This window comes from Streptococcus infantis (assembly GCF_047463275.1).
GTDB lineage: Bacteria > Bacillota > Bacilli > Lactobacillales > Streptococcaceae > Streptococcus > Streptococcus infantis_AF.
Genome location: NZ_JASHEE010000003.1, coordinates 274,485 through 300,657, shown reverse-complemented (window position 1 = coordinate 300,657; position 26,173 = coordinate 274,485). Strand labels below are relative to the sequence as shown.

The 26,173-nt window shown below is 38.2% G+C and carries 25 protein-coding genes; 2 read left to right on the top strand and 23 right to left on the bottom strand.

The window, feature by feature from the left end; translation table 11 throughout:
• Window positions 1-6 precede the first annotated feature (6 nt).
• Window positions 7-1,485, top strand: a complete 1,479-nt coding sequence (locus QM923_RS06150; RefSeq protein WP_414291239.1) for an oligosaccharide flippase family protein — start codon at window positions 7-9, stop codon at window positions 1,483-1,485.
• A gap of 74 nt (window positions 1,486-1,559) precedes the next feature.
• Here the strand turns inward: QM923_RS06150 and QM923_RS06145 are convergent, their stop codons facing one another.
• The 21 genes from QM923_RS06145 to QM923_RS06045 form a co-directional block, all read right to left on the bottom strand.
• Entirely contained in the window at window positions 1,560-4,109 is a 2,550-nt protein-coding gene (locus QM923_RS06145; protein ID WP_414291238.1) for an MBL fold metallo-hydrolase, read from the bottom strand.
• 39 nt (window positions 4,110-4,148) lie between these two features.
• Window positions 4,149-4,961 carry a LicD family protein gene (locus QM923_RS06140; protein ID WP_414291237.1) on the bottom strand — a complete coding sequence of 271 codons (813 nt, stop codon included), beginning with the start codon at window positions 4,959-4,961 and terminating at the stop codon, window positions 4,149-4,151.
• A 49-nt stretch (window positions 4,962-5,010) separates the two neighbouring features.
• Window positions 5,011-7,164 carry a LicD family protein gene (locus QM923_RS06135; protein WP_414291236.1) on the bottom strand — a complete coding sequence of 718 codons (2,154 nt, stop codon included), beginning with the start codon at window positions 7,162-7,164 and terminating at the stop codon, window positions 5,011-5,013.
• 20 nt (window positions 7,165-7,184) lie between these two features.
• Entirely contained in the window at window positions 7,185-8,153 is a 969-nt protein-coding gene (locus QM923_RS06130) for a glycosyltransferase family 2 protein (RefSeq protein WP_414291235.1), read from the bottom strand.
• On the bottom strand, window positions 8,137-8,982 hold the full coding sequence (locus tag QM923_RS06125; RefSeq protein WP_414291234.1) for a LicD family protein: 846 nt from the start codon (window positions 8,980-8,982) through the stop codon (window positions 8,137-8,139). The genes QM923_RS06130 and QM923_RS06125 overlap by 17 nt, the downstream gene beginning before the upstream one ends.
• Window positions 8,983-9,152: 170 nt before the next feature.
• On the bottom strand, window positions 9,153-9,449 hold the full coding sequence (locus tag QM923_RS06120) for a hypothetical protein (RefSeq protein WP_414291233.1): 297 nt from the start codon (window positions 9,447-9,449) through the stop codon (window positions 9,153-9,155).
• Window positions 9,450-9,452: 3 nt separating this feature from the next.
• On the bottom strand, window positions 9,453-9,863 hold the full coding sequence (locus QM923_RS06115) for a hypothetical protein (protein ID WP_414291232.1): 411 nt from the start codon (window positions 9,861-9,863) through the stop codon (window positions 9,453-9,455).
• Complete coding sequence (locus QM923_RS06110) at window positions 9,845-11,068, bottom strand: alpha/beta hydrolase family protein (RefSeq protein WP_414291231.1); 1,224 nt, start codon at window positions 11,066-11,068, stop codon at window positions 9,845-9,847. The genes QM923_RS06115 and QM923_RS06110 overlap by 19 nt, the downstream gene beginning before the upstream one ends.
• Window positions 11,061-11,465 carry a DUF1310 family protein gene (locus QM923_RS06105; RefSeq protein ID WP_414291230.1) on the bottom strand — a complete coding sequence of 135 codons (405 nt, stop codon included), beginning with the start codon at window positions 11,463-11,465 and terminating at the stop codon, window positions 11,061-11,063. The genes QM923_RS06110 and QM923_RS06105 overlap by 8 nt, the downstream gene beginning before the upstream one ends.
• A gap of 167 nt (window positions 11,466-11,632) precedes the next feature.
• Window positions 11,633-12,952, bottom strand: a complete 1,320-nt coding sequence (locus QM923_RS06100; protein ID WP_414291229.1) for an LCP family protein — start codon at window positions 12,950-12,952, stop codon at window positions 11,633-11,635.
• Complete coding sequence (gene pheA / locus QM923_RS06095) at window positions 12,949-13,797, bottom strand: prephenate dehydratase (RefSeq protein WP_414291228.1); 849 nt, start codon at window positions 13,795-13,797, stop codon at window positions 12,949-12,951. Before pheA ends, QM923_RS06100 begins: the two co-directional genes overlap by 4 nt.
• Complete coding sequence (locus QM923_RS06090) at window positions 13,794-14,270, bottom strand: shikimate kinase (RefSeq protein WP_414291227.1); 477 nt, start codon at window positions 14,268-14,270, stop codon at window positions 13,794-13,796. Before QM923_RS06090 ends, pheA begins: the two co-directional genes overlap by 4 nt.
• Window positions 14,263-15,546, bottom strand: a complete 1,284-nt coding sequence (gene aroA / locus QM923_RS06085) for a 3-phosphoshikimate 1-carboxyvinyltransferase (protein ID WP_414291226.1) — start codon at window positions 15,544-15,546, stop codon at window positions 14,263-14,265. The genes QM923_RS06090 and aroA overlap by 8 nt, the downstream gene beginning before the upstream one ends.
• 89 nt (window positions 15,547-15,635) lie before the next feature.
• Window positions 15,636-15,974 carry a YlbF/YmcA family competence regulator gene (locus QM923_RS06080; RefSeq protein ID WP_036757185.1) on the bottom strand — a complete coding sequence of 113 codons (339 nt, stop codon included), beginning with the start codon at window positions 15,972-15,974 and terminating at the stop codon, window positions 15,636-15,638.
• A gap of 54 nt (window positions 15,975-16,028) precedes the next feature.
• Window positions 16,029-16,631 carry a hypothetical protein gene (locus tag QM923_RS06075; RefSeq protein ID WP_414291225.1) on the bottom strand — a complete coding sequence of 201 codons (603 nt, stop codon included), beginning with the start codon at window positions 16,629-16,631 and terminating at the stop codon, window positions 16,029-16,031.
• Between the two features lie 10 nt (window positions 16,632-16,641).
• The gene (locus QM923_RS06070) at window positions 16,642-17,745 is read right to left on the bottom strand and encodes a prephenate dehydrogenase (RefSeq protein ID WP_414291224.1); all 1,104 of its coding nucleotides are present in this window, start codon (window positions 17,743-17,745) and stop codon (window positions 16,642-16,644) included.
• A 9-nt stretch (window positions 17,746-17,754) separates the two neighbouring features.
• A complete protein-coding gene (gene aroC / locus QM923_RS06065) occupies window positions 17,755-18,921 on the bottom strand; it encodes a chorismate synthase (RefSeq protein ID WP_414291223.1) in 1,167 nt (388 codons plus the stop codon).
• A gap of 9 nt (window positions 18,922-18,930) precedes the next feature.
• A complete protein-coding gene (aroB, locus tag QM923_RS06060) occupies window positions 18,931-19,998 on the bottom strand; it encodes a 3-dehydroquinate synthase (protein ID WP_414291222.1) in 1,068 nt (355 codons plus the stop codon).
• Window positions 19,999-20,016: 18 nt separating this feature from the next.
• Complete coding sequence (locus QM923_RS06055; RefSeq protein WP_414291221.1) at window positions 20,017-20,871, bottom strand: shikimate dehydrogenase; 855 nt, start codon at window positions 20,869-20,871, stop codon at window positions 20,017-20,019.
• Window positions 20,861-21,538 carry a type I 3-dehydroquinate dehydratase gene (gene aroD / locus QM923_RS06050; protein WP_414291220.1) on the bottom strand — a complete coding sequence of 226 codons (678 nt, stop codon included), beginning with the start codon at window positions 21,536-21,538 and terminating at the stop codon, window positions 20,861-20,863. The genes QM923_RS06055 and aroD overlap by 11 nt, the downstream gene beginning before the upstream one ends.
• Window positions 21,535-22,698, bottom strand: coding sequence for a class I SAM-dependent rRNA methyltransferase (locus QM923_RS06045; protein ID WP_414291219.1), 1,164 nt, complete (start codon window positions 22,696-22,698; stop codon window positions 21,535-21,537). The genes aroD and QM923_RS06045 overlap by 4 nt, the downstream gene beginning before the upstream one ends.
• A 260-nt stretch (window positions 22,699-22,958) precedes the next feature.
• Between QM923_RS06045 and QM923_RS06040 the strand changes: the two genes are divergently transcribed.
• A complete protein-coding gene (locus tag QM923_RS06040) occupies window positions 22,959-24,410 on the top strand; it encodes an alpha-amylase (RefSeq protein WP_414291218.1) in 1,452 nt (483 codons plus the stop codon).
• A 47-nt stretch (window positions 24,411-24,457) separates the two neighbouring features.
• On the opposite strand, the gene QM923_RS06035 is transcribed toward QM923_RS06040, so the two are convergent.
• Both QM923_RS06035 and metA read right to left on the bottom strand, forming a co-directional pair.
• The gene (locus QM923_RS06035; RefSeq protein ID WP_004252223.1) at window positions 24,458-25,132 is read right to left on the bottom strand and encodes a DnaD domain-containing protein; all 675 of its coding nucleotides are present in this window, start codon (window positions 25,130-25,132) and stop codon (window positions 24,458-24,460) included.
• Window positions 25,133-25,140: 8 nt separating this feature from the next.
• Window positions 25,141-26,085: a homoserine O-acetyltransferase MetA gene (gene metA, locus QM923_RS06030; RefSeq protein WP_414291217.1), complete on the bottom strand. Its 945-nt coding sequence runs from the start codon at window positions 26,083-26,085 to the stop codon at window positions 25,141-25,143.
• Between the last annotated feature and the right edge of the window lie 88 nt (window positions 26,086-26,173).

Below are 26,173 nucleotides of genomic sequence, written 5' to 3'. Positions count from 1 at the left end.
AGTTTCATGAAAAATATAAAAGTTAATGCTTTGGCTAGCTTGCTGGTCAATATTTTAAACATCGTTTTTCCCCTGATTACCAATCCCTATCTAACGCGGATTCTTAGTAAATCAAATTATGGTTACTTTAATACAGCTAACACCTGGGCGAGCTTTGTCATTCCACTTGCTGCCTTTGGGATTTACAATTATGGGATTCGAGCTATCAGTAAGGTTAAGGATGATAAGAATAAGATCAATTATGTCTTTTCTAAGTTGTTCTATATCTCAGTAATTACTTCAGTTCTAACAACTGGTATCTACTTCCTCTTTATTTATTTCGACACCAGTATTGTCAATCTGAAAATCCTTTACTATATCCTCGGAATCCAGGCGCTCTTCCAATTTCTCAATATTGAATGGATGAATGAAGCCTATGAGAATTATTCTTTCATCCTATATAAAACACTGGTTATCCGTATTGGAATGTTAGTAGCTATCTTCGCCTTCGTTAAGACACCTGATGATATTGTTCCCTATGCTACAATCATGAGTGCAACAACCATTATCAACTATCTACTCAGCTTCCTATGGATTAAACGAGAGGTTTCCTTTGTCAAGATTGAAGTCATTGAACTCATCAAAGCATCTAAGCCTCTTCTGACCATGCTGCTTCTAGCAAATGCCAATATGCTTTACACCTTGCTAGACCGTATGTTCATTACCAAAGGACCTGATGAGAATTACATCTCCTACTACACTATTGCTTCAAGTATTGTTATGCTGATTGCTAGTGTCCTGAGTGGAGCTATCAATGTCAGCATTCCTCGACTTGGTTACTACTTAGGAAAAAAAGATTACACTTCATATAAATATCTGGTCAATCAAGGTGCATCTCTCTTTTTCTTCCTCATGATTCCAACTAGCATCGGGATTATGATTTTAGGAACCTATGCGACTGTTATCTACTCTTCTGAGAAATACTTAGAAGCAGGAATTGTAACAAGTGTCTTTGCCTTTCGAACCATTATTTGGGCTATCGAATTAATCCTTGGAAAGCAAATTATCTTTATCAATGACCACGAAAACCGATTAACAGCTTTCTACTTTATCGGTGGCGGTGTCAATGTCATCCTAAACTCTCTACTCCTTTTCAACAACATCTTTACACCTGCCTACTACATCGGAACAACGATTATTGCCGAGGCAATCGTAGTTCTACTTGAAATCCGCTTTATTCAGAAACATAAACTCTTGGATTTGAAAGAAATCTTTGAAACATTAGCTCGCTACACAATTGTTTCATTAGGGTTTATCCCAATTTACTATATCTGTAAAATGCTCTTCCAAGTTCATTCATACACAGTGAATATGGCTATGCTCAGTATGGTGGTATCTACAATTGCCGGTTGTGCTATCTACTATGCTTTCGCTCTCTTTATCATTAAGGATAAAACCCTTCACTATGCAATAGATCTAGTTCGCGCTAAAATCAAACGAAGTTAACAAAACACCTATAAAGCTTAAGCTTTATAGGTGTTTTTATTATAGAAAATTTTAATTAAAATTCATTTAGAAACTTAATTCTTTTCTTGGATCGTTTGTGTCTTAGGTTCAGTAGATTGATTTTTTTCCTCAGACGTAACAGATGAGCTTTCTGTTTGTTGAGTTCTCTCTACTTCTGTTGTTTCGAAAATATTCCCCTGACTATTTGCTACCGTATGTTCCTGAGTTGTTTCCTCGGTTGTAGCAGTCGTCCAAATTCCATCTCTATTAACCTTATAGCCATCAGGTGTTGTACCATTTCTCAATAGAGAACCATTTGTTTGGAAATAGTACCAGTTACCATTCAGTTGTTGCCAACCAGTTTCCATAGCACCACTTGCATTGAGATAATAGCGGGCTCCATTTATCTCTTGAAGGCCTGTTAGCATAATACCTTCCTTGTCGAGATAGTACCAAAGACCTTTGTCTTTGAACCAACCAGTCTTCATGGCACCACTTCCTGTGAAGTAGTAATAATGGTTATTGAACCATTTCCAACCAGTTTGCATAGCTCCGCTTGTGTTAAGGTAATAACGGGAATCATCAATCTCTTGAAGGCCTGTTAGCATCACACCTTCTTTATCTAGATAGTACCACGTGTCCTTATCTTTTAACCAGCCAGTCTTCATCGCTCCACTGCTTGTGAAGTAATAATAATGGTTATCTAGCCATTTCCAACCGGTCTGCATAGCTCCGCTTGCATTGAGATAATAACGAGAACCATTAATCTCTTGAAGGCCTGTTAACATGACACCGTCTTTATCTAGATAATACCAGATGTCCTTATCTTTGAGCCAACCTGTCTTCATGGCTCCACTGCTTACGAAGTAGTAATAATGGTTATCGAGCCATTTCCAACCAGTCTGCATAGCGCCACTTGCATTGAGATAATAGCGAGAACCATTAATCTCTTGAAGGCCTGTTAACATCACACCTTCTTTATCTAAGTAGTACCAAGTATCTTTATCCTTGACCCAGCCAGTTTTCATAGCTCCGGAACTAGCAAAATAGTTCCAATGACCCTCAATTAAGGCCCAACCAGTTTGCATGATACCATTTTGATTAAAGTAATAGGTAGTGCCGTTGATATTCTTTTTACCAACTGTTCGAATACCATCTTCATCATAATAATACCAGCTTGAACCTTGCTTTTGCCAACTAGATGCGCTACCTTCTGTTTGAAGAGCGCCACTACTTGCAAAGAGCATCTTCTTGCCATTAAAGACTTGTAAGCCAGTCAGCATTTTACCATCTTTATCAAAGAGATATTTTTGACCACCAATTTCAGCTAGTTCATTGTAACGTCTTGCACCGTTTGACTGGATATAGTACCAAGTATTATCATGATAGAACCATCCACCCGTCTGCATTTTGCCATTATTGTTTAGGTAGTAGTCATTAAATTTTGGTTCTCCGTTCCATTCGTCAGTGATACGGAGCCAACGACCACTCTGCATTTGACCTTTTCCGTTAAAGAAATATGTAGCACCAGCAATATCTTGCCAACCAATAGCCATCTGACCATCTTTCAAGCGATATTTCCAATGACCATCTTCTTGATACCATTTCTCATCAACAGTAGGAATATTCGGAAAATCTCCTGAAACATTTGTAAAGCCTTTATCACTAATATCAAATACAGTTGCATCCTGAGTTTTACTTGATGCATGAATCACTTGAATATTTTTCTTTTGGAGATAATCTCTCGTTGAAGCAACGTTAATGTCACCTCCAGTCGTTTGAATGACCATACTAGGAGAAAGGTGATCTATGAAACCAATTGTATTAGAAATCTTGGCATCGTAGTGGTGATTCCATTTCATCATATCTACTTTGCCAATCACAGGACCTAACTTATCTTCTGCTCCTTCAGCATTATCTAAGTCACCACCAAGATAAATTCTTTTTCCTGCTACAGTTACTACTGCAACAATGGAATTGGAATTATCATCAAGAACCCTTTTTAAGTTCCCATCAGAATCATATTCATTTTTATAATTATAAAGCTGAATATCCATGTCACCAAATTTGAAATGACTATCCTGATCTTTGATATCTTGAATTAATGTAACACCCTTATTCTGTGCAGCACGAAGAGCATTATCGTAATTGAAAAGATTATCCCACAATCCCCAAGTGCTTGTAATTCGTTGATCCGAATATTTTTTCAAATAGAACTTATCGACTTGATAGCGATTAAGAATTTCATCTGCTCCACCTATGTGATCACTATGAACATGAGTCCCTAGTATAAAGTCTAATTTCTTTACTCCTAACTGATCAAGATGACGAATTAAACGATCTTCTAATACTTGATAATTGTTAGTAGAAATTCCCCATCGATTTGGATAACGTGTATCCGTTCCATCCGGAAAGTCATAATCCTCTCCCATATCAATCAAAGCATAGTGACCATTACTTTCTAGTAAAATAGCATCACTTCCAGAGTTAGCTTTGGTATTGATAAAATGGATTCGATTCCCTGCACCTGCTGAGATAGTATCTGCATTTACTGTTTGTGCATGAATTATTGTTGCAGATAGAAGCAAGGCACTAAGTAATATTGATTTTTTTAAACTTTTCATAAGGCATTCAGCTTTCTCTACTAATTCTATACTCTTTCGTTAATCAATCCAATAATTCTTCTCATTTCCTGGTATCTGTTGGTCAACAGGAGGTGGAGTCATATAATCTTCCCCAAATTCATAGACAAGAACTTCGTGGTATCTTCTTGGTACCTTTAGGATTAGATTTTCATATGCCATATCAATTGTATCATACAACCATTCTTTTTTAATACCAGCTGGATAGTATGAGTCATAAGTTGAACAAACTAAGTCTGTAGAATTTTCAACACTGTATTTTAAGGCAAGTTGTTCTAGCTTTTGATTCCAGAATTGAGGAGATGTAAATCTGAATATTGCTGACGCGATATAACGAGGAAGATTTTTAATCCCTCCGTTTTCGTATTTAATTCCTTTAAAGTTCAAAGACGATAGACGAATTAATTGTTTATAGAGTTTCATTTTCTTACGATCTTGTTCGTCTGTAACAAGACCATCGTACGGGAAGACATCTACGCAAGTTCCAAGCACAACACTTGGATCTAAAAGATTCGAATCTCTCCGTGTTCGAATATCGTAAACACGCATATAACTATATGGATAACCCTTCGTTTCTCTAAAAGAAATCAGCTTATAGTATGGGTGGTTATCGTTTTTTAGAACTGCGTATAACTTTTCAAATTCATCTCTAGCTAAAGAAATGTCTGTATCATCATCCCAAGGAATAAAACCTTTGTGACGAACTGCTCCTAATAAAGTTCCAAAATCGATAAAATATTTGATATCATGTTTTTCACAAACTTGGTGTAAGTATTCTAGAATTCCAAGCTCAATTTGCTTGATTTCTTCAAGGCTTAAGATTCTTTCTGACATTATTTGTCACTCCTAATCTTTACTTCTTTTTTATCTAAACAAAAATCTATTACTTCCCTATAATCTTCCACAATTTGAAATCATGGTGAGATACTCTCTGCTCAACTGGAGGTAGCTGCATATAATCTCCATAATCTGAAGTTAGAATTTCATGATAATGTTTTGGAATCATAAATTCCTTACCTTCAAAGCTACCAGCTTCAACTTGTTCTAACCATTCACGTTTCCAAACAGGCTTATTCATATCCTTATAGATAACATAGTCTACAAGTTCATAATCTTCTACTTTTCTAGATTTAGCAAGCTCATCAATTTGGGCAACATACTTATTTGTATTAGTGAAATAAAAGATAATAACAGAAATATAGCGGATAATTGAATTTACTACACTTTTAGTATTCGTAATTCCTTTAAAAGTGTAACAACTTAATTGACGCTTTTTAATAATCTTTGTCATCTTATCTTTAAATGCCTGATCATCTTCATACCCGTCAACAGGGAAAATATCGACATAAATTCCCATATCTGAATCAATTCGAACATCCTCTTCAACCAAATAGGTATGATTGTCTTGAACTTTCATGAATGGATAGACATAGTTGATATTATTTTTATAAGACATTAATTCATAGCGCTCGTCTGGATGTGCAATCATATAATCTTGCAGCTTTTCATAATCCTCACGAAGCATACAAATATCCATGTCATCGTCCCAAGGAATAAAACCTTTATGACGAACAGCCCCAATTAAACTGCCATAGGACAAGAAGTATTGGACACCAATTTTATGACACACTTCATGGATATACTCCATGATTCCTAACTCCATTTGTTGAATTTCAGAAACATCTGTTACTTCCTCGTAACGGACATTTTTTTCTTTCTCACAGATCATTAGACCATATCCCACAACTAACCAAAAAATGATGTTGATGAAGTTAGTCGAATACATAATTTGACTTTCAAACAGCTGACCAAATAAAATTCCAAAGAATAGAATCATGACCAGTTTTTCACTATTTTTCTTTGATTTAACCATGTAAGAAACAAATCGGAAACCAACATAAGCAATGATGAGTACGAAAGAAATTAGACCCAAGAATCCGGAACTCACAAAAATCGTAACAAAGATATTGTGGAAATTCCCACCAATCAGTGAGTTCTGAATTTCGAATTTACTAAAGTACTCTGTATAATAATCGGTAACATTTCGAACACCATAGCCAAATAACGGTTTTGCACTCCCCATTTTGATTGCATTTTTCCAAATATATGTACGACCACTTGGAGTCGTTTCAATCAAGTGAAGCTCCCCATTTTTCTTAGCAACATCTGAATCAGTTTCAGAATAAGATTCACCTTTATTTAAGTCAATTACAGTTGCCTTGGCTGCTGAAATATATACTGAAGTTAAATAACTAATACCAATATTGCTACCTGTTAGTAAGATACTAGCTACTAAAAAAGTTAGCCATTTTTTGGCAAATTTTCCTCTAGTAACAAAAATACAATAGAATACTAGCATTAGAAGAACTGATAAAAGAGCTCCTCTACTTTGCATGGTTGCAAAATAAACTAACTGAACGACATTATTAATTTTAAGATAAACAGAGTATTTGCTTCCCTTATGTATTAAATACATAGCAAAAACTATACTAATGTATGAGAAAATCGCACTGGCGTTAGGGTTAACAAGTCCCCATAATCGGCCATTCATTACTCCGTAATAATAAGAGTTCTCTCCAATCTGAAATAGAATTAAAACTCTTGAAAGTAATAAAGCAAAAGCAAATATAGCCGAACCAAATGAGACAATCTGTATGGTTCCTGCAATCATACCTAATAACTTCCTTAGCTGATTAGGTTTTACCATGGTAAATAATAAAACATAAGCCAGCATAAAGAAAATTTCAACCATATTTCCGAGCAGGTGCCCAGATCTATTAATGAGCGCTGATAAAAAGTGACTTCCCACTAAAAGACCAAATAGGGTAAGAAACTTCTTATCTATCTCTATTCGTTTCCAATTAAAAAATAAAGTTAAACAAATTGACAGAACAACAACTGCTGAAAGCCCCTTATAAATCGGATTGGTGACTTTATAAATTAACGAACTCATGCTTAAAATCGAAATGAAAACAAAAAGATATGAAATCCACAATTTTGATTTTTCAAAGCATTCATTCATTTTTGAAAAATTCATCTTCAACTCCTTTAATAACATTATTTATTCAAGCCTACAATTTGTCTATAAATCCATGGAGAAATTCCTAGTAACAAAATGGCTATTTTCCGAAAACTAGTAAAATAAGGATCTCTCAATATTTCCGAGAAATGACTAAGTATCCACTTTCTCAATTGAGTTTTCTCTTTTTTATATTCTGTCGAATCTGTGAAGATTATTTTATCGTACACTGTAATATAAGACCAAGATTCTCTATTTACTAATTCGGGTTTTAATTGAGGGAAACATTGATAAACTTTAGGAATAATGATTTTATATACTTCTATAGTATCAAAAACATGACTATTCACAGATGTAGTTGCACTTCCCTCTCTATGATCATAATAGTATATTGGTTTGTCTATAAAAACACTAGTACATTTTGTTTCAAGTATAACTTCTGTTAAGAATAGAGCATCTTCTGCTAAATGATAATCTGTACTAAATGTAAAATCTTCAATTAATTCCTTTTTAAATAATTTTGCAACAGGAAAAAAAGAAGTTCGAGTAGTCATCAATAATTCTTTCATGGTTTGCTCAGCAGACCATATTGACTCTTGACCTGAAAACTCAGGCAAATCTGTCACTTGTCCATTTTTTACATGATGCACACGAGCAACTGAGAAACCAACAGAAATATCTGATTTTACTGCGCTTATCAAAGTTTCCAAATAATCTGGCGTAATAAAATCATCACTATCAACAAAAGTTATCCATTCTCCGGTTGAGTTTTGAATACCTACATTTCTAGCATTGGAGACTCCAGCATTCTCAAGATGAAAAACCTTGATATTCTCATTTTTAGAAGCCAGCTGATCACACAAGTCACCACTCTGGTCTGTTGAACCATCATTGATAAGTAGCAATTCAAAATTGGTATAAGTCTGCTTTAAAATCGACTCAACACATCGTTCAAGATAATTTTCTACGTTGTATACAGGAACAATGATACTAATTTTTTCTTGCATTGTATTCTCCCTTATATTCTGTATAGCTCTTATCCATATCTGCTATGATGGCATCGTGGTGAGGGACTTGCTTGTCAGCTGGAGGTGGCGTCATATAGTCACCAAAAGCTGTGCTAAGATAAGCATCATAGCCGACCGGAATTGGCATTTGAGTTCCTTCAAATGGTAGGAAAATGTTATCTTCAAAAGCCTGAATTGGATACTTTTTCTTCATGTATCCTGGCCCTGAACATAATTCTGTAATGCCATCACTTTCGGCTGGTCCATACTTGGTCATTTCTTTCTCAGCCTTTTTCCAGATACGATAGCGAAGCGATTTAGGAGTCAACCCTAGTAAAATGGTACTACCCCACTTCATGAGAGCTCCATGTTTTTCTGGAATGGTTTGTGCACAAAATAGAGAATAAATCAAAGCCCAGCGGACTTGTTTCTTGCGCTCTGCTGGATTTTTAGGGTAGTAGTCCAAGGGAAGAACATCCAAAGCCAAGCCGTGGGGAAGATCCAAATCTTGTTGATAAGGCTTGATACAAGTCGTCTCCTTATCACGAATGGTGATAAAGAGGTTACGGTCTACATAGTCTTTAGAACTCTTTGATAGGAAGTAACGCTTATCCGCATATAGAGGCCATAACTCTGCTAGTTTTTCATAGTCCTTTCGTGGCATAAAGAAGTCCAAATCATCATCCCAAGGGATGAAGCCCTTATTACGAAGGGCGCCAATGGCTCCTCCACCACAGAGATAGCACAACAAATCATGTTCTTTACAAAATGCGACGAAATATTCAGCCATTTCCAGACTACGAGCCTGAATCGCTTTCAAATCACTCATGTCTCTCCTCTTCTGTCCAATAACGAGTTATATCGTTTTATTATACCATAAAAAAGCCCTAAAAATCCATCAGATACTAAGAAAAATCAAAGCCTAAGACACCCATTTAGTTAGATGTTTCAAGCTTTGATTTTAATTAATTTTTTTATCTGAATCCCATTTGGGCTAGCTTATTCCACAATTGTTTCATACTCTTTTTCTTTTGATTCGAGTGTTTTAACAACTTTTGTAGAGTATGCTCCTTTCATCGTTGTATCAATTTGACTAGAAATCAATCCCAATGCTGTCTTTGTTGCTAGCGCTTCTGTTTTAATTTTGAAATCACCATCTGACATCAAATTGTTACGCTCATTCAATTTGATTGGCGCATAAATATGGCTGATTAGTAAACGTTCTAGTCCCTTCTCAATCTCAGTCATATTATTGTTCACACCTGAGAAGAAGTCATTAATCATTTCTTCAAACACGGGCTATCCCTTCCTTTTTTCTTGTTCAAGTTTCATCTTTTGACGATGTAATGTATCTATATCATCTTCCAATTTTCGTCGTTCTCGTCTATACTCAATCTCTTCATTTTCAATTCTTTGTTCCAAGGTACGTTGATTTCTTGTAAATCCCATGGACACCGATTGACTAAAGTGAGAAGCTATTCTGTTTAGCTGTGCTCTTTCCTCAGTAGTATCCACGTCCACTTGTCCTAGGTAATGCTGCATCATCTGATGCTTGCTTTCCATCATATGCAACAATTGGTCACGTTTTTGCTGAAGGTCTTCAAATTGTTTTTCTCTTTGTTGGCGAATAGAACGATTCCGTTCATCTAATAAATCTAAATGATTTTGCTTTGTTCTTAATTCCTGCCATATTACTTGATTTTCATCCATTCTTTAAAATTCCCTGCTAACTCTTTATCATCTTCCAATTTCTTTTGGACACCATCTGCTATTTGCTTTTCTAAACTTTGAAAATCTTCGGCCAATTTTTCTGATTTTTTTATTTTTGGATAGAAATAATGATCAAGGTCATCTACGATTGTCGTACGAGATACTCCTCCGTCAGAATAGGCTGTCGCCACCTCTGTAGGTGACAAAATAAAACCAAAAGGGACTTGATAGGTACTCGCTACTATTTTCTCTGCTTTTTGGTGAGCTTTACGAACTATGGAGCGAATCTCTTCATGACCAGCATTTGCGACTTCATGCAATCCCGATGAAATCGTTAAGGCATGTTCGGAGTCTAAAAAGATTTCCTCATTACTTGTGTAACCTCCTGAAGCCAATGCCTCTTTAGCCTTTGCATAGTTATACAAGCCACTGTAAACCTTATCTAGACCAGATGAATAACGTTTTTCAAAAGATGAACGATCATTCTTAATTTTAAGGCTACCATCTTCATTAAAGACATAACCACCCCACAAGTGTTGAGAATATATAAAATCTATCTGTTGTTTCGAATCTACATGATGCATAATCCCTACAACACCGACACTATCCATTCTATTTTTAGGATAACCTATAGGAACCATATCCTTATCATCAACGTAATTATGAATACGATACTTCATCGCATCTACTCGTTTCCGCTGTTCTTCCGTCAAGACCGGATAGATGTTCGGCCCTTGGTAGATATAAGCTCCTGAAATACGAGAAATGTCCCTAACATTAGCTAGGGCGTATTGCGCATCCATGGAGCCGAGAGAGTGACCATAAACTGAGATTTTAGCGTTTGGATATCTTACTAAAACGTCGTTTAAAATATCTGCCGATACCTTCAATTGAGAGGTTGTCCCTTTTTCGCCTGTCAAAATGCTATGAGCCATGGGAATATCATTTTCAAACCAATCCACTTCCCATCCTTCGTCAAATGGCGCTTTAGAACCTTCATAGAGAACAGACACTTCAGAATGGTCTGGACTCTCAACTACGAAAACCTTTATTCCTGTCTCGTTTTCGATCACCTGACGGACTGTACCGATGGGTTTAGCGTTATCTTTATCACCAATTTCAACAGGCTTATCAACTGCAAGCTCTTTATCATACTCTTTTTTTGCTATTTGAAATCTCTCATAGTCAGTATATGTATCAGTCATTTTTATCTCTCTCTTCTACTTTTTTCATTATGGTAGGATCATTTACTCCACCTTCACTAGTAAGCTTCTTCGTATTAAAGTTTTTATTTAGAGTGAAACTAAAAATATAATCCTTATTGTCATTGACATATATGGAAACCATAATACCTCCCATTGGATTGGAAGCAATAGAGTCATAATTAATCGCATAAGTTTTAATAACTCCGTCTGGTTCAAATGCTTTAGGATCTATTCGCTTTAATCTATTTCTAAAAATTTGCTTCGCTTCCTCACCCTTGACAATCCTAACCATCTCATCATGTTCTGCTTGTTTCATCACTTTATATCCTCCTACGCTTAATCCAACGATAACCAACAAACTAGCTAATATAATTCCTACAATTTTTAATGACTTCATAATGTCTCCTTTATGTTATTTTACAAATATATCATGTACTGATTTACTTATAGTATAGCATAAGTTTAATCATTAAAATTATTACACAAACTTCTGAATAGATAAAAAATCAAAGCCTGAGACATCCATTTAATAAAATGTTTCAAGCTTTGATTTTAATGTTTTTATCATCTAAATCCCATTTGGGCTAGCTTATTCTGGTAAGCTTTTTGATCCACTCGAAGGGCTTGGCCTCCATAGACGTCATAGTCATCTACCCAGTCTCCAAGTTCCGGTACTGTAAGTCTCTCAATACCGTTCTGACCTCCTTCGAGGACGGATAAACCGTTGGTCAATAAGAAGGTATAAGGAAGGTTTGTAGATGTCATGGCGAATACTTTACCAAGTGCTTCTGAACCTGTGAATAGTTTTGTAGGGTCCTTAATTTGCTGTAAAACAGCAGTCATGACTTGTTGCTGTCTACGAGTACGGCCATAGTCCCCTTCATCATCATCACGGAAACGTGCATAGTTAAGGAGAGTAGAACCATTCATTTGTTGTGTTCCGACTTTAATAGTTTGTGTAGGTGATTCTGTTTCTGTCGCATGCAAGTCATCACCAACTGTCGCTTCTGTAACCGGAACACCATTTAGAGTTGAAAATTGAGCATCAATGGTCACCCCATCAGGGAAAAGGGTGTCAATGGCAGTCGCAAAAGCTTGGAAATCTACAAGAGCATAGTATTTGATATCTAGGTCAAAATTATCTTTAAGGACCTTACGTACCATTTCAGCCCCTTGTTTTCCTTCTTGTTCCCCCAATTCGTAGGCCAAGTTCAACTTATGGTCGGCTTGTTTTTGACCATCAACAACCTGACTGTAGCCATCAATGTATACTAGGTTATCACGCATAAAACTTACAAGCTTAAGCTTTTTATCCTTACCACTTACATTTAGAACCATAATAGAATCCGTTCGTGTTTCTGAACTATTCTGTCCAATACGGCCGTCTGTCCCTAAGATAAGAATATTGACCCCATCTCTTGTATCCTGACCATTGAAAACTTCAACTTGGGCAGCCTTGGCATCTTTCGACCCGCTTGAGCCATTCGGATTGGCTGACTGGAAACCTTTCAAGAACATGAAAATCATTCCTACTGCAGCACAAAGCAACAGCATTCCTAGCCAAGCAAGGATGCGCTTAAAATGAAAGACTCTTTTTTTCTTTGGTTCCCTCTGCTTAGGAATCTTAGCTTTTGGTTGAGGTAGACTACTACGTCGACTAGCCCGGCTTCGATTCGTATAACTCGGAAGACCTGTATTCATTTCAGTGTATTCTTGATTTTCTACTTCCTCTTGGACAACGGAGCGTGCTTCTTGTTGACCATCCAGCTTCGCTTGTAAAAAAGCAAACTCTCTCTTTTCTTTATCATTTAGATAGTGGATATTTTTTAATAGATAGTCATAACGTAATTTTTCATGGTGTGTCAGAGGATTCTCTCTAGTCATTCCTTCTCCTTCCCTTTATCCTGTATGGTATAGATAGGGTAAGCTCCTAGTACTTTATAGTTGATCCCAATCGTTTCTAGTTCTTTTTGAGCAAAATGGACCAGTTCTTTATCAGCATAGTCCACATCAATGATAAAAAAGTATTCCCCCAAAGCTGTTTTTAGAGGGCGACTCTCAATCTTCGTCAAGTCAATCCCACGCCAAGCAAAGGTAGAAAGTGCCTTGTATAATGCCCCCGGAAGATTATCTGGCAAGGTCAAGGCTAGGCTCATCTTTTCAGAATCTGCATTCAAGGGGATTTGTGGCAAATTAGGCCCCAAAACCCAAAAACGAGTGAAATTGGCTTCCATTTCTTGAATATCTTGAGCAATTAATTCCAAACCATATTCTCCAGCCGAACTTTTGGGGGCAATGGCCGCAAAAGGCTGATCTGGATGCTCGGAAACATAGCGCGCAGCGTATGCTGTACTGGCAGTGACTTCTAATTGAGCATTCGGGAAATGTTCGTCGATAAATTTCTTCCCTTGAGCCAAGGCCTGCGGATGAGAAAAGATTTTCTCAATTTTAACTTGCCCTGACACAGCCATCAACTGTTGATGAATTGGTTGCACAATCTCCGCCACAGCTTGAATTCGAGCCTGGTGGAAGAGATAATCCAAGGTCTCATGAACACTACCTTCTATAGAATTTTCAACTGGCACTACCGAATAGTCTACCAATCCCTGTTCATAGGCCTTGATAACGTCTGTAATATTTGAAAAAGGCTCTAGTTCCTCATGAGGAAAAGCCGTCTGCACCACATGGTGCGAAAAAGATCCTTTGGGGCCTAGATAGGCAATTTTCATCTCAGTTCCTCTATAATTTCTTCTGGGTTTAAACTTGATACATCTACAATCTGACTAGCTACTTCCTCATACCAATCCTGTCTTTCGTTAAAAATTGCAAGCAATTCTTCCTTGCTATTCTTTAAAAATAGTGGACGTTGATTATCCTTATCAGCTGAAATTCGCTGGTAAAGAGTCTCAAAATCAGTTTTTAGGTAGATGTTATCAGGATTTTGCTTAAGCAAGGTACGATTTCGAGGAGAAATGACTACTCCTCCCCCAGTTGACACGACTTGGTCCGTTTTTAGTAGGTCAGCCAAAACTTCTTCTTCTAGCTGGCGGAAGGCTGCTTCTCCTTTTTCTTCAAAGAAACGAGCAATCGGCATCCCCAGTCGGTCTTCCAGCAAGGCATCCATGTCTACAAAGTCAGGATCTAATCCTCTAGCAATAGTAGATTTTCCTGCACCCATAAAACCTAGTAAAACCTTAGCCATGAATCAAGGTCTCCAAATCATCAAAGAAGCTTGGGTAGCTAGTATTAATAGCTTCAGCACGATCTAATTCGACCTCTCCATCTGCCACTAAAAGAGCTGCAATGGCTGTCATCATTCCGATTCGATGGTCACCAAAGGTATTGACTCTAGCTCCATGGAGGGCAGATTTCCCTTTGATAATCATGCCGTCTGTTGTAGGAGTAATACTTGCTCCCATACTATTTAAAGCATCTGCGACAACTTGAATGCGGTCCGTTTCTTTGACCTTGAGTTCTTCTGCATCTTTGATAACTGTTTGACCTTGAGCTTGGGTAGCAAGGAGCGCGATAATCGGCAATTCATCAATTAAACGTGGAATCAAGGCTCCGCCAATCTCAGTTCCTTTTAGGTCTGACGTCTCAACAGTCAAAGTTGCAGATTTGGCAATTGGATCAATATCAGTAATCTCTAATTTCCCGCCCATAGCTCGGATAACATCAATAATCCCTGTACGTGTTTCATTAATGCCGACATTCTTAAGTATCACTCGAGAATTTGGCACAATCAAACCTGCTACCAACCAAAATGCTGCACTAGAAATATCTCCTGGCACGACAACCTTTTGTCCACTTAGTTTCTGTGACCCTTGAACAGTGATTTTCTTACCATCGACACTCAAATCACCTCCGAATTGTTGGAGCATATCTTCTGTGTGATTACGAGTGCACTCCTTCTCGATAATGACTGACTGTCCCTGAGCTTGCAAAGCCGCAAAAATCAAGGCTGACTTGACTTGAGCAGAGGCAATTGGCAATTCGTAATGAATAGGTCTTAAGTTTTTTGTTCCTTTTAAGTGCAACGGTGGCAAGTCTCGCTCTGTCTGACCTGAAATGCTAACTCCCATTTTTTTCAAAGGAAGGGTCACACGATCCATGGGGCGTTTAGAAAGACTATCATCTCCAAACATCTCTACTTCAAAGTCTGCGCCAGCAAGGACACCTGAAATCAAACGAATAGAGGTCCCAGAATTCCCCATATCTAGGGCTTTCTGAGGTGCTTTCAATCCATCCATCCCAACACCTTGAATGGTAACGACACCGTCTTTGTCCTCAATCTCTACGCCGAGGTCACGAAATACCTGCATGGTTGACAAGACATCTTCACCACGCAAGATATCATAAACCTTCGTTTCACCCTCAGCCAAGCTTCCAAAAATAATAGAGCGATGACTGATGGACTTATCCCCAGGTACGCGAATACTACCATTTAAGTGCTTAATGTTTGTTTTTAATTTCATACAGGCCCTCATACTGACAATACTTTTTCTTATTTTATCATAAAAAGTCAGAAATTTCTTAAAAATTCCTGACTTTATGAGGTAAATTCTTATTTTAAAAGTTCTGAAATTGGTTCAAAGACAATTTTTTCAATATCAGAAAGGTAGATAGAAAGTTGTTGCTGTTTAGCAAAGAATTCTGACAAGAGAGAGTTTCCTTGAATCTGCTTGCCAAAACTTTCCATTTTTTCTTGGAAAGAAGCATCTGGAATTTGACCAGTCTGTGCCATGATTTGGATTTCATGTTGAAAAGCAATATAATCTGCAAAAATTTTGCTTGCTTCTGCATCCGCTTGGATGGCATCTCTAGCTTCTTTAACTGCCTTGTATTCAGGCAATTCGCGTAGTCCACGACTTAGTGCATTTGCACTATCATAAATATTTGACATAATTGTCCTCCTTATTTGATTCTATTGAATTTACTAGATCCTCTGTGATAGTTATTATTGTGCAATAACTTTAATGTGACCTCTTGAATTTCCATAACTTAATTCCTTGTCTGGTACATAACTTATCTTCAATGAACCTAAAGTAGAATCTGTTATAGTCTCATTTAACACAAGATTATCAAAATAGTTATTTACCTCATCATCAGATAACGACGTTTCAATCGATTTAACAATATCATGAAATACTTCTTTCATCCCTGCTACACCCGATGAACTATTTTCATTTGTTTGATTAATTGTTACATTAATTTTATCAGTATCATTTGCATGTAAAAGTTCCAAGTAATAACCGTAGCTTGTTGCGAAATATTTTATTTTTATATTTCCTTTTTTGATATTTTCTAATGGACTATTAGAAATGTCGTTATAGTTATTGATAAAATCATTTACAACTTTATCATCTGCAAATTTAGGAGTCTTTTTCTCAACACTTGATTCATTTTTTGAACTCTCTGTTGTCTCATCAACCTTGACAGTTGTCGTATCAACATTAACATCTGAACTTTTTTTATGGCCATTTTTAATAGCACATCCACTAAGTAACATGACAGTTATAAAGATAATACCTAATACAGATTTAATTCCCCTATTTGACATGATTTTCTCCTTATTTGATGACTACTGTGTAGTCAGTATTTTCTGTAATCACATGCTCAGCTTTTGCCAAGTCCTGAGCATTTTTAAATGAAATTTGTAGAATCCCATGAACATCTTCACGATTTTCTTCATTGATGTGGATATTAACTAGTGAAGTTCCTCTAAGTAATTCCAAGATGCGTAAAATCACATCTTCTTCATCGGGAACGTCTACATAGAGGTCAAATGAGCTATCTACACCACCACGTTTATGGATTTCCATAGCCTGACGTTGCTCACGCGCTTGATTGAAAAAGTTCCAGATTTGGTTTTCATCACCCTTACTGATAGCTTGTCCAATCTCGTTCAAACGGCCCTTGAAGTCCTGGATGCGTTCAATAATGGTATCCCGATTGGATAAGAGGATAGAAGTCCACATACTAGGCTCACTTTCGGCAATCCGAGTCATATCTCGAAATCCACCAGCCGCAAAGCGTCGCGCCATTTCATGCTCTTCAGCATAACTTGCAGTTTGTTCCATCAGGCCTGATGCTAAGATATGCGGAAAATGGCTAATCTGAGAAGTCACTCGGTCATGTTCTGTAGCATTGATTTCAATGAAACGAGCATGAAGACCTGATAGCAAGTCTCTCATTTCTTCGAGCGTATCCGGAGTTGTTAGACTAGACGGCGTGAAGATATAGTAGGCATTTTCAAATAGGTTGACATCTGCAGAGGCCGCTCCTGTCTTGTGGCTCCCTGCCATAGGATGCGCTCCAACAAAGCGAACGGGCTTATCTGCAAAATACTTCTCTGCTGTAGCCACGATAGCTGACTTGGTCGATCCAGCATCAGAAATAATGACACCTTCTTTCAAGTTCAAGCTTGCTAACTTCTTGATAAAGGTAAGGGTCTGCTGGATAGGAAGTGTCAAAATGATAATATCTGCAAGGGGAGCGAAACTGGCAAAGTCATCCGTCGCTCGGTCAATCATTCCTCTCTCTAAGGCAATATCTCTAGACGCTTGACTACGATTGTATCCTAAAATTTCATAATCAGGATGATCCCGCTTGATTCCGAGCGCCATGGAAGCACCAATCAAACCTAGTCCTGCGATATAGATCGTTTTTGCCATAAGAACTCCTTAATAATTCTTTGTATACTCCCGATGTTTCGCAACAGCTTCTTTTAATTCTTCCAGATTATCAGAGGAGAATTTCTCAAGGATTTCTTGAGCCAAAACCGTTGCTACGACTGCCTCCATAACGACACCTGCTGCTGGAAGAGCAGTAGGATCACTTCTCTCTACTGTTGCTTTATAAGGCTCATGAGTTTCAATATCGACACTCATCAACGGCTTATAGAGAGTCGGAATTGGCTTCATAACTCCACGAACGATAATCGGTTGGCCGTTAGTCATACCACCTTCGAAACCTCCAAGGTTATTAGTCCGACGAGTATAGCCATCTTCTGATGACCAGAGGATTTCATCCATGACTTGGCTACCCTTAAGATGGCCTGCTTTAAAACCAAGACCAAACTCCACACCCTTAAAGGCATTGATAGAAACAACTGCTTGAGCTAGTCTAGCATCTAACTTTCGATCCCATTGGACATAGGAACCAAGACCAACCGGAACACCACCGACAACTGTTTCTACAACCCCACCGATAGTATCTCCATCACGTTTGATTTGGTCAATATAGTCCTTGATTTCCTGCTCACGTTCTTGATTGACGATAGAAACTTCTGACTGGGCAGCTAGTTTTTTGATTTCTGCGACTGTCAAGTTTTCTGGAACATCGATTTCCTTACCACCAAAGACAACAACATGGTTAGCAATTTCAATATCAAGCTCAGCCAATAGTCGTTTAGCCAGGGCCCCAACCGCAACCCGCATAGTCGTTTCACGGGCAGATGAACGTTCCAGGGAATTTCTCAAATCATCAAAACGATATTTGATACCTCCTACCAAGTCTGCGTGACCTGGGCGAGGATGAGTGATTTTTCGTTTGCTTTTAAGTTTGTCTTCAATATTCTCGGCAGACATGATATCTAGCCATTTTTGATGGTCTTTATTAATGACATCCATGGTAATGGGAGCACCTATCGTCTTTCCATGGCGAACTCCAGAAGTGAAGACAACTTGATCACTCTCAATCTTCATTCTTCCACCACGTCCATAACCGCCTTGACGACGTTTAAGATCCTCATTGATATCCTCGGCAGTCAAAGGAAGACCTGCTGGAATCCCTTCAATAATGGCTGTCAGACGAGGACCATGTGATTCTCCTGCTGTTAAATACCTCATACCTTCTCCTTATCTTACCAAGTAATCTTTCATTTCTTCAAGAGAAACTGGGTGAATAGCCGCTGAACCAAGTTCTGGTACCAAAACTAATTTCATGGTGTTCCCACGCGCTTTTTTATCATGAGTCAAGGCCTGATAAAGCTTATCAACATCCCAGTTTTCATAATCAACAGGAAGTCCAAATTTCTGACACATTTCTCGGATTGACTGAGTGATTCCCACTGGCATGAGGCCTTTTTGTTCAGCCACCTTTGAGACATGAACCATTCCCATCGCTACTGCCTCACCGTGCATAACTCGTCCATAACCAGCAGTTGCTTCGATAGCATGGCCAATTGTATGACCAAAGTTGAGATAGAGACGAATGCCATTGTCCAATTCATCTTCAACTACCATCTTGCGCTTGACCTGGCAAGAATGCTCAATCAAACTCTCTGAATGTTCCAAAATGCTTTCCACAGAACCATCCATATCAGTTAAGATTTGCCAGAGTTCTATATCTTCGATTAGGCCGTATTTAATGACCTCACCCATTCCCTCAATTAACTCCCTTTTTCCAAGCGTTTCAAGGACAAGCGGATCAATCAAAACACCATCAGGCTGAGCAAAAGTTCCTACCATATTCTTGGCAAAAGGTGTATTCACTCCTGTCTTACCACCGATAGACGAGTCTACCTGGGCAGTCAAGCTGGTTGGAATTTGGACAAAGTGAATACCGCGCATATAGGTTGAAGCCACAAAACCAGCCAAATCGCCAACTACACCACCGCCGAGGGCTACGATTCCATCACTACGAGTCATATCCTGTTTGACTAAAAATTCATAGACTTTTTGAACTGTAGTCAGATTTTTTCGTTCTTCGCCCTCTAAAAAGTCAAAAACTGCCACTTGAAAGCCAGCATCCTCCAAACTCAATTTAACCTTTTCTGCATAGAGTGAAGCCACACGGTTATCCGTTATGATAACAATTTTTTGTGGTTGCCAAAGTTCGCGCAACCATTTTCCTGCTTGAGACAAGCATCCTTTTTCAATCTGAATATCGTAAGGATGATGTGGAAGGTCTATTCTAATTTTCATAGCAGGTCTCCTTTTTCTTTATTGGTACTTTTGTTTTAATAATTCCCAGATTTGATCTGTTGGCATTTCCTTGCCTGTCCATAACTCAAAAGCTTCAGCAGCTTGGTAAAGCAACATGCCAAGGCCATTGATAGATTGATTTCCCTGGTTTCTTGCCCATTTTAAAAACGGTGTTTCAAAGGGTTGATAAATCACATCTGCTACCATGAGCTTCTCTGGTAAAACGATGCTGGTCGGGATTGGCTGAGAGGTTCCATCCATGCCCACACTAGTCGCATTGACCAAGAGGTCGGCTTGAGTGATGCTGTCTTGAAGATCTTGAACATCCTCTAATGCAAATAAATCTACTCTAAATCCAGTCGCATTCTGTATTTTTTCTAAGTAAGGTCTTGTTTTTTCCATGGATGAAGAACGAACAAAGACAGAAATCTGACTGACTCCATCCAAGATTGCCTGTGCCAAAATTGCCTTGGCTGCACCGCCTGCTCCTAACAAAACCAGTCTTTTCCTTGATATTTTAAAAGAAGGCAAGCTCTTAAAGAATCCCTTGCCATCTGTGTTATATCCAATTAATGTTCCTTCTCGATTCACAACTGTATTAACTGCACCAATTAAACAAGCCTCTTCGCTCAACTGGTCCAGATAAGGAATCACTTGTTCCTTGTAAGGCATGGAAAGATTGATTCCATACATCTGGTAGCGACGAATATTAGCAACTGTTTCTGCTAGTTCAGCCGCATCTACTTCCAAAGCAAGATAAACACCATTGGTATTGGTTGCTTCAAAAGCGCTATTGTGAATAAAGGGAGAAATGGAGTGTTTGATAGGATTTGCGACTACAGCTGCTAAACGTGTGTAGCCATCAATCTTCATTTAGAAGCTCCCTAATTTTTTTCATGCTAGATAGTGAAATTTGTCCTGGAGCACTAGCTTCATCTAGACTTGCAAAAGACCAACTAGAACCAGTCACATCTGAAGTAATACGAGAGACCTTGCCCACTTTTCCCATAGAAATCGTTACATATTCTTGTTCAGGATTCAGTGTTTTAAAGCCACGTGTAAAGTTCATCAGATCCAACACATCTTGTTCTGTATTAGCCATAACAGCTATTTTCACAATTTTAGGATTTAAACTTGTTAACTCAGACAATATTTCCATTAGATTTTCAGGTGTCTCTTGGAAGTTATGGTAGCTCAAGACGAGATTTGGAAAGTCCAACATCTGATCAAAAACATCCTTGTAGCTAAAATACTCAAAATCAATATAATCTGGTTGATAAAGCTGTGCCACTTCCTTGATAATTTGAACATACTCTTCTGAAGAGAGCTCAATTTGACCACCCTCGGCACGAGTACGTAAAGTGAAAACAAGCTCACGACCTGCAAATTTTTCAAAAATAGCTGGCGCTACCTGTAAGATAGCTTCCTTGGGTAAGAAGTCTGCTCTCCACTCAATGATATCTGCATCATGATACCGCATAACATCAATAGCCTGAGCCTCTTCTATACTTCTTGGCATGACAGAAACAATTAATTTCATTTACTAACCTTCATGGTAATCACTTTGAGGTAATTACTACTTTCATCTTTTTCATTGTAGACAAAGTCTGCTGGAAGTCCATATTTATGAAGGACCTGATACTTTCTACCTGCAAATCCTTTGTCGATTTGTTCTGTGAATTTTTGACGGGAAACATTAGCAGCATTGGTACTAGCAATAATGATTCCACCTGGGTTTAAAATCTCTAGACTTTGGGAAATCAACTTGTGATAATCCTTAGCTACAGAGAAGGTTTGTTTTTTATTTCGGGCAAAGCTAGGCGGATCCAGAACAATCACGTCATAGCTTAAACCTTTTCTTTTAGCATATTTAAAGTATTCAAAAACATCCATGACAAGCAGTCGATGATTGTCTAGACTCAAACCGTTGGCATGAAAATGAGCTTCTGATAGTTCTCTTGAACGTTTGGCTAGGTCTACAGAGGTTGTTTCACTAGCTCCCCCCATAGCTGCAGCGACTGAGAAGGCCGCTGTGTAGGAAAACATATTGAGCAAGGATTTCCCCATTGCTAAACCATCAACTAAGCTCCCACGAACTTCATGCTGATCCAAGAAAATTCCTGTCATAAGACCATCATTCATAAAGACTTGGTAGAGAACTCCATTCTCGAGAACAGTGAAATATTCAGCTGCTTCTTGACCATAGATATGGGCAGACTCATAGTCTAGACCTTTAAAGCGAATCTTTTCATAGACACCTAAGACTTCCGGGAATACCTGAGAGAAGGCTGCTATAATCTCTTGGCGAATTCCATAGATATAGGAGTTGTACCAAGAGAAAACAACATAATCTCCATAGAGATCAAGCGTCATTCCACCAAATCCATCACCTTCTTGATTAAACAAACGAAAGGCAGTTGTCAACTCATCTTGATAGTAGGAAGAACGTTTTAGTTTGGCTTGCTTAAACAAAATTTCAAAGAAGGTTTGATTAAAAGAAATGTTCTGGTTAGTTACAAACCAACCTATTCCCTTATTTTGTCGGGATAAATAAGCCTTCCCTAAAAATTCTTTGCTTTGGCTGAAAAGTTCAACTTCCTGATCAGTTTCAGATAAGTCTGGAAAATCAACTTCTTCCAAAAGAACCTGACCTTTGCGGAGCTTTTTTTCGACACGCCGACTGACGAATACTTTATTCATAGATACAATTATATCAAATTTGTTGAAAATTCACAAAGTAGAAAGTGATTTCTACATTGATGTCATAGGAACTATCCCAACTTTTCGTTTCTGCTTGATGATTTCTAAATGAGAATGGTCATTTGTGTTGAGAAATTTCATTCTATTACCGTAAAAATAGACATTCATATCCTGAGGTCTATTTTTATAGCGCAAACGTTTGCTCATTTGCTTGCTTTATGGTAAAATGATTCTCAAATTGTTAAGTATGAGGACTATCTATGAAAAATCAAACCCTAATGCAATATTTTGAGTGGTACCTTCCCCACGATGGACAACACTGGACGCGACTTACCGATGATGCTGAGCACCTTGCAAATCTAGGAATTAGCCACGTCTGGATGCCACCTGCCTTTAAAGCTACCAACGAAAAAGATGTCGGTTATGGTGTCTATGACCTTTTTGACCTCGGTGAATTTGACCAAAAAGGAACTGTGCGTACCAAGTACGGTTTCAAAGAAGACTATCTTCAAGCCATTCAAACACTTAAATCACATGGGATTCAACCTATGGCTGACGTCGTCTTGAACCACAAGGCGGCTGCAGACCGTTTAGAATCCTTCCAGGTTATTGAAGTCGACCCAGAAGATCGCACAATTGAACTTGGAGAACCTTTTACCATCAATGGTTGGACAAACTTTACTTTTGATGGAAGACAAAACACCTACAATGATTTCCACTGGCACTGGTACCATTTCACTGGAACTGACTATGATGCCAAAAGACGGAAGTCTGGTATTTACCTTATCCAGGGAGATAATAAGGGGTGGGCCCACGAGGAATTAGTCGATAACGAAAATGGTAACTATGACTACCTCATGTATGCGGACTTAGATTTTAAGCATCCAGAAGTTATACAAAATATCTACGATTGGGCTGATTGGTTCATGGAAACGACTGGTGTAGCTGGTTTTCGTTTAGATGCAGTCAAGCATATCGACTCCTTCTTTATGCGTAATTTCATTCGTGACATCAAAGAGAAATATGGACAAGACTTCTATGTCTTTGGAGAATTCTGGAATCCAGACAAGGATGCCAACCTTGACTATCTCGAAAAGATTGAAGAGCGCTTTGACCTTGTCGATGTCCGCCTCCATATGAATCTCTTTGAAGCAAGCCAGGCTGGTGCAGACTACGATTTGCGTACCATCTTTAATGATAGTCTGGTTCAAATCAAACCAGATAAGGCTGTAACCTTTGTCGAAAATCATGATACTCAACGAGGGCAAGCTTTAGAATCTACTGTAGAAGAATGGTTTAAACCAGCAGCCTATGCTCTTATTCTTTTGCGAGAGCAGGGTCTCCCTTGTGTCTTTTACGGAGACTACTACGGTATCTCTGGTCAATATGCTCAGCAAGATTTTAAAGAAGTTCTTGACTGTCTGTTAGCTATCCGAAAAGATTTAGCTTATGGAGAGCAGACGGACTACTTTGATGACCCTAATTGTATCGGTTGGGTTCGTTCTGGAGCTGACAATCAATCGCCTCTTGCCATTCTTATCTCAAACGCTCAAGAGAATTACAAAACCATGTTTGTAGGTCCAGAATGGGCTGAACATACTTTTGTTGATTTACTTGGCAACCATTCAGACCAAGTAACTATTAATGCTGAAGGATATGGTGATTTCCCAGTTGCTGAACGTTCTGTAAATGTTTGGGGACTTACTTATTAAGAACACAAAAAAACTTGCCATAGGCAAGTTTTTTTTATTACTAAATATTAGTCTTTCCATAGATCCATGGCATTTTTAAAATCAGATGAAACCTGAACATTTTGAGGGTTTGTTGCCTCTCTCTCTTGACGTTTCGCTTCTACCTGGGCTACACTCCTAATCCCTTCATGACGCCAGTTTCGGAGAATTGCTTGGATGTATTTCCAATTTGGTTTACCATTCAAAACAGCTTCACGTAAGGCTTCTTTTATCAAATCCGCACTAGTTCCGTCTTCTTTCAAACTCTTTTCCAAATCTTCAATTTCAAATGGACTCAATAGACGACCTAGCTCCTGTTGGAAAGTATCTACCAAGCTCTTTAAATCATTTGGAGCAGATTGGACCTGGTTTGGAGCTTGTTTTTCAAAAAGTTGGTCTAGGCGCTCCAAGGCAAGAGTTGCATCGAAGATTACTTCTATTTCGCCATTAAGTTCAATGGTTCGGTATTGAAGCAACCCTTTCTCAGTCAATCGTGAAATAGCCTGATTGACTTCAGTGACATTTTTGCCGATTTTTTCAGCAATCTGACTTGGAGACAATTCACCTAAAGCCGTTGTATTCTGTAGGTAAAAGAATTGCCAAACCAAGAAATCATCGCTTGACGAGAACAGTTGATTGTAATGTAAGAGCAGGTCACTCGGTAACACTAAGTTTCCTGATTTGAAAGCATCTAAATATGTCATAATTCCTCTTATAAATATCCAAAATGAGACACATCATCTTCCACACTTTTCCACTCAAACGGCGTTTCTTGGTAAACTGCATAATTTACCCAGTTACTAAAGAAGAGAGCTGCAGATGAACTCCAACGCATACATGGGAGTTCATGAATGTCATCATTTTTGAAATAATTTTCTGGTATATGTGGATCTAAACCAGCATCTAGATCTCTAAAATATTCCTTTGCAAGCGTATCTCGATCATACTCTAAATGCCCAAAGCTATAGACTTCTCTCAAATCTCGACTCGCAAGGATAGAGATTCCCACCTCTTTTCCTGATGCTAAAATCTCTAGATTTGTTTTGTTCAGGATATCTTCTTTGTGAACTTCTGTATGGCGAGAATGAGGGGATACATATAAATCATCAAAACCTCTCAATAGGAGATGACCTTCTTTCAAAACATCTTGAGGATAAATCCCAGAAAGTTTCTGATCCATTTGGTATTTATCTACACCATAGCGATAGTATAGACCTGCCTGTGCCCCCCAACAAATATGCAGGGTTGAAAAAACATGGGTCTTGGACCAATCGATAACTTGGGTAAACTCTTGCCAATAGTCAACCTCCTCAAATGGAAGGTGCTCAACTGGAGCCCCTGTGATAATCAAGCCATCGAAATAATCGTCTTTGACTTCCGAGAAGGTCTTATAAAAAGTCTCCATATGCTCTGAGCGAGTTGTTTTTGATTGGTGACTTTCCATATATAAGAAATCAATATCTAATTGCAGAGGAGTATTGGCCAAATGTCTCAAAAGCTGAGTTTCTGTTACAATCTTTTGCGGCATTAGATTTAAAATAAGAATCTTCAAGGGTCGGATATCCTGATGAGCCGCCCGTTGATCATCCATGACGAAAATATTTTCTGTTTGTAAAATCTCAACTGCTGGTAATTTTTTATCAATTCGAATCGGCATGGAAATCTCCTAACTGTATCATACTGGACTCAAGTAACCTGACTGTCATCAAATGGAATAATTCAGCTGATGACACTTCTTCCCTTTA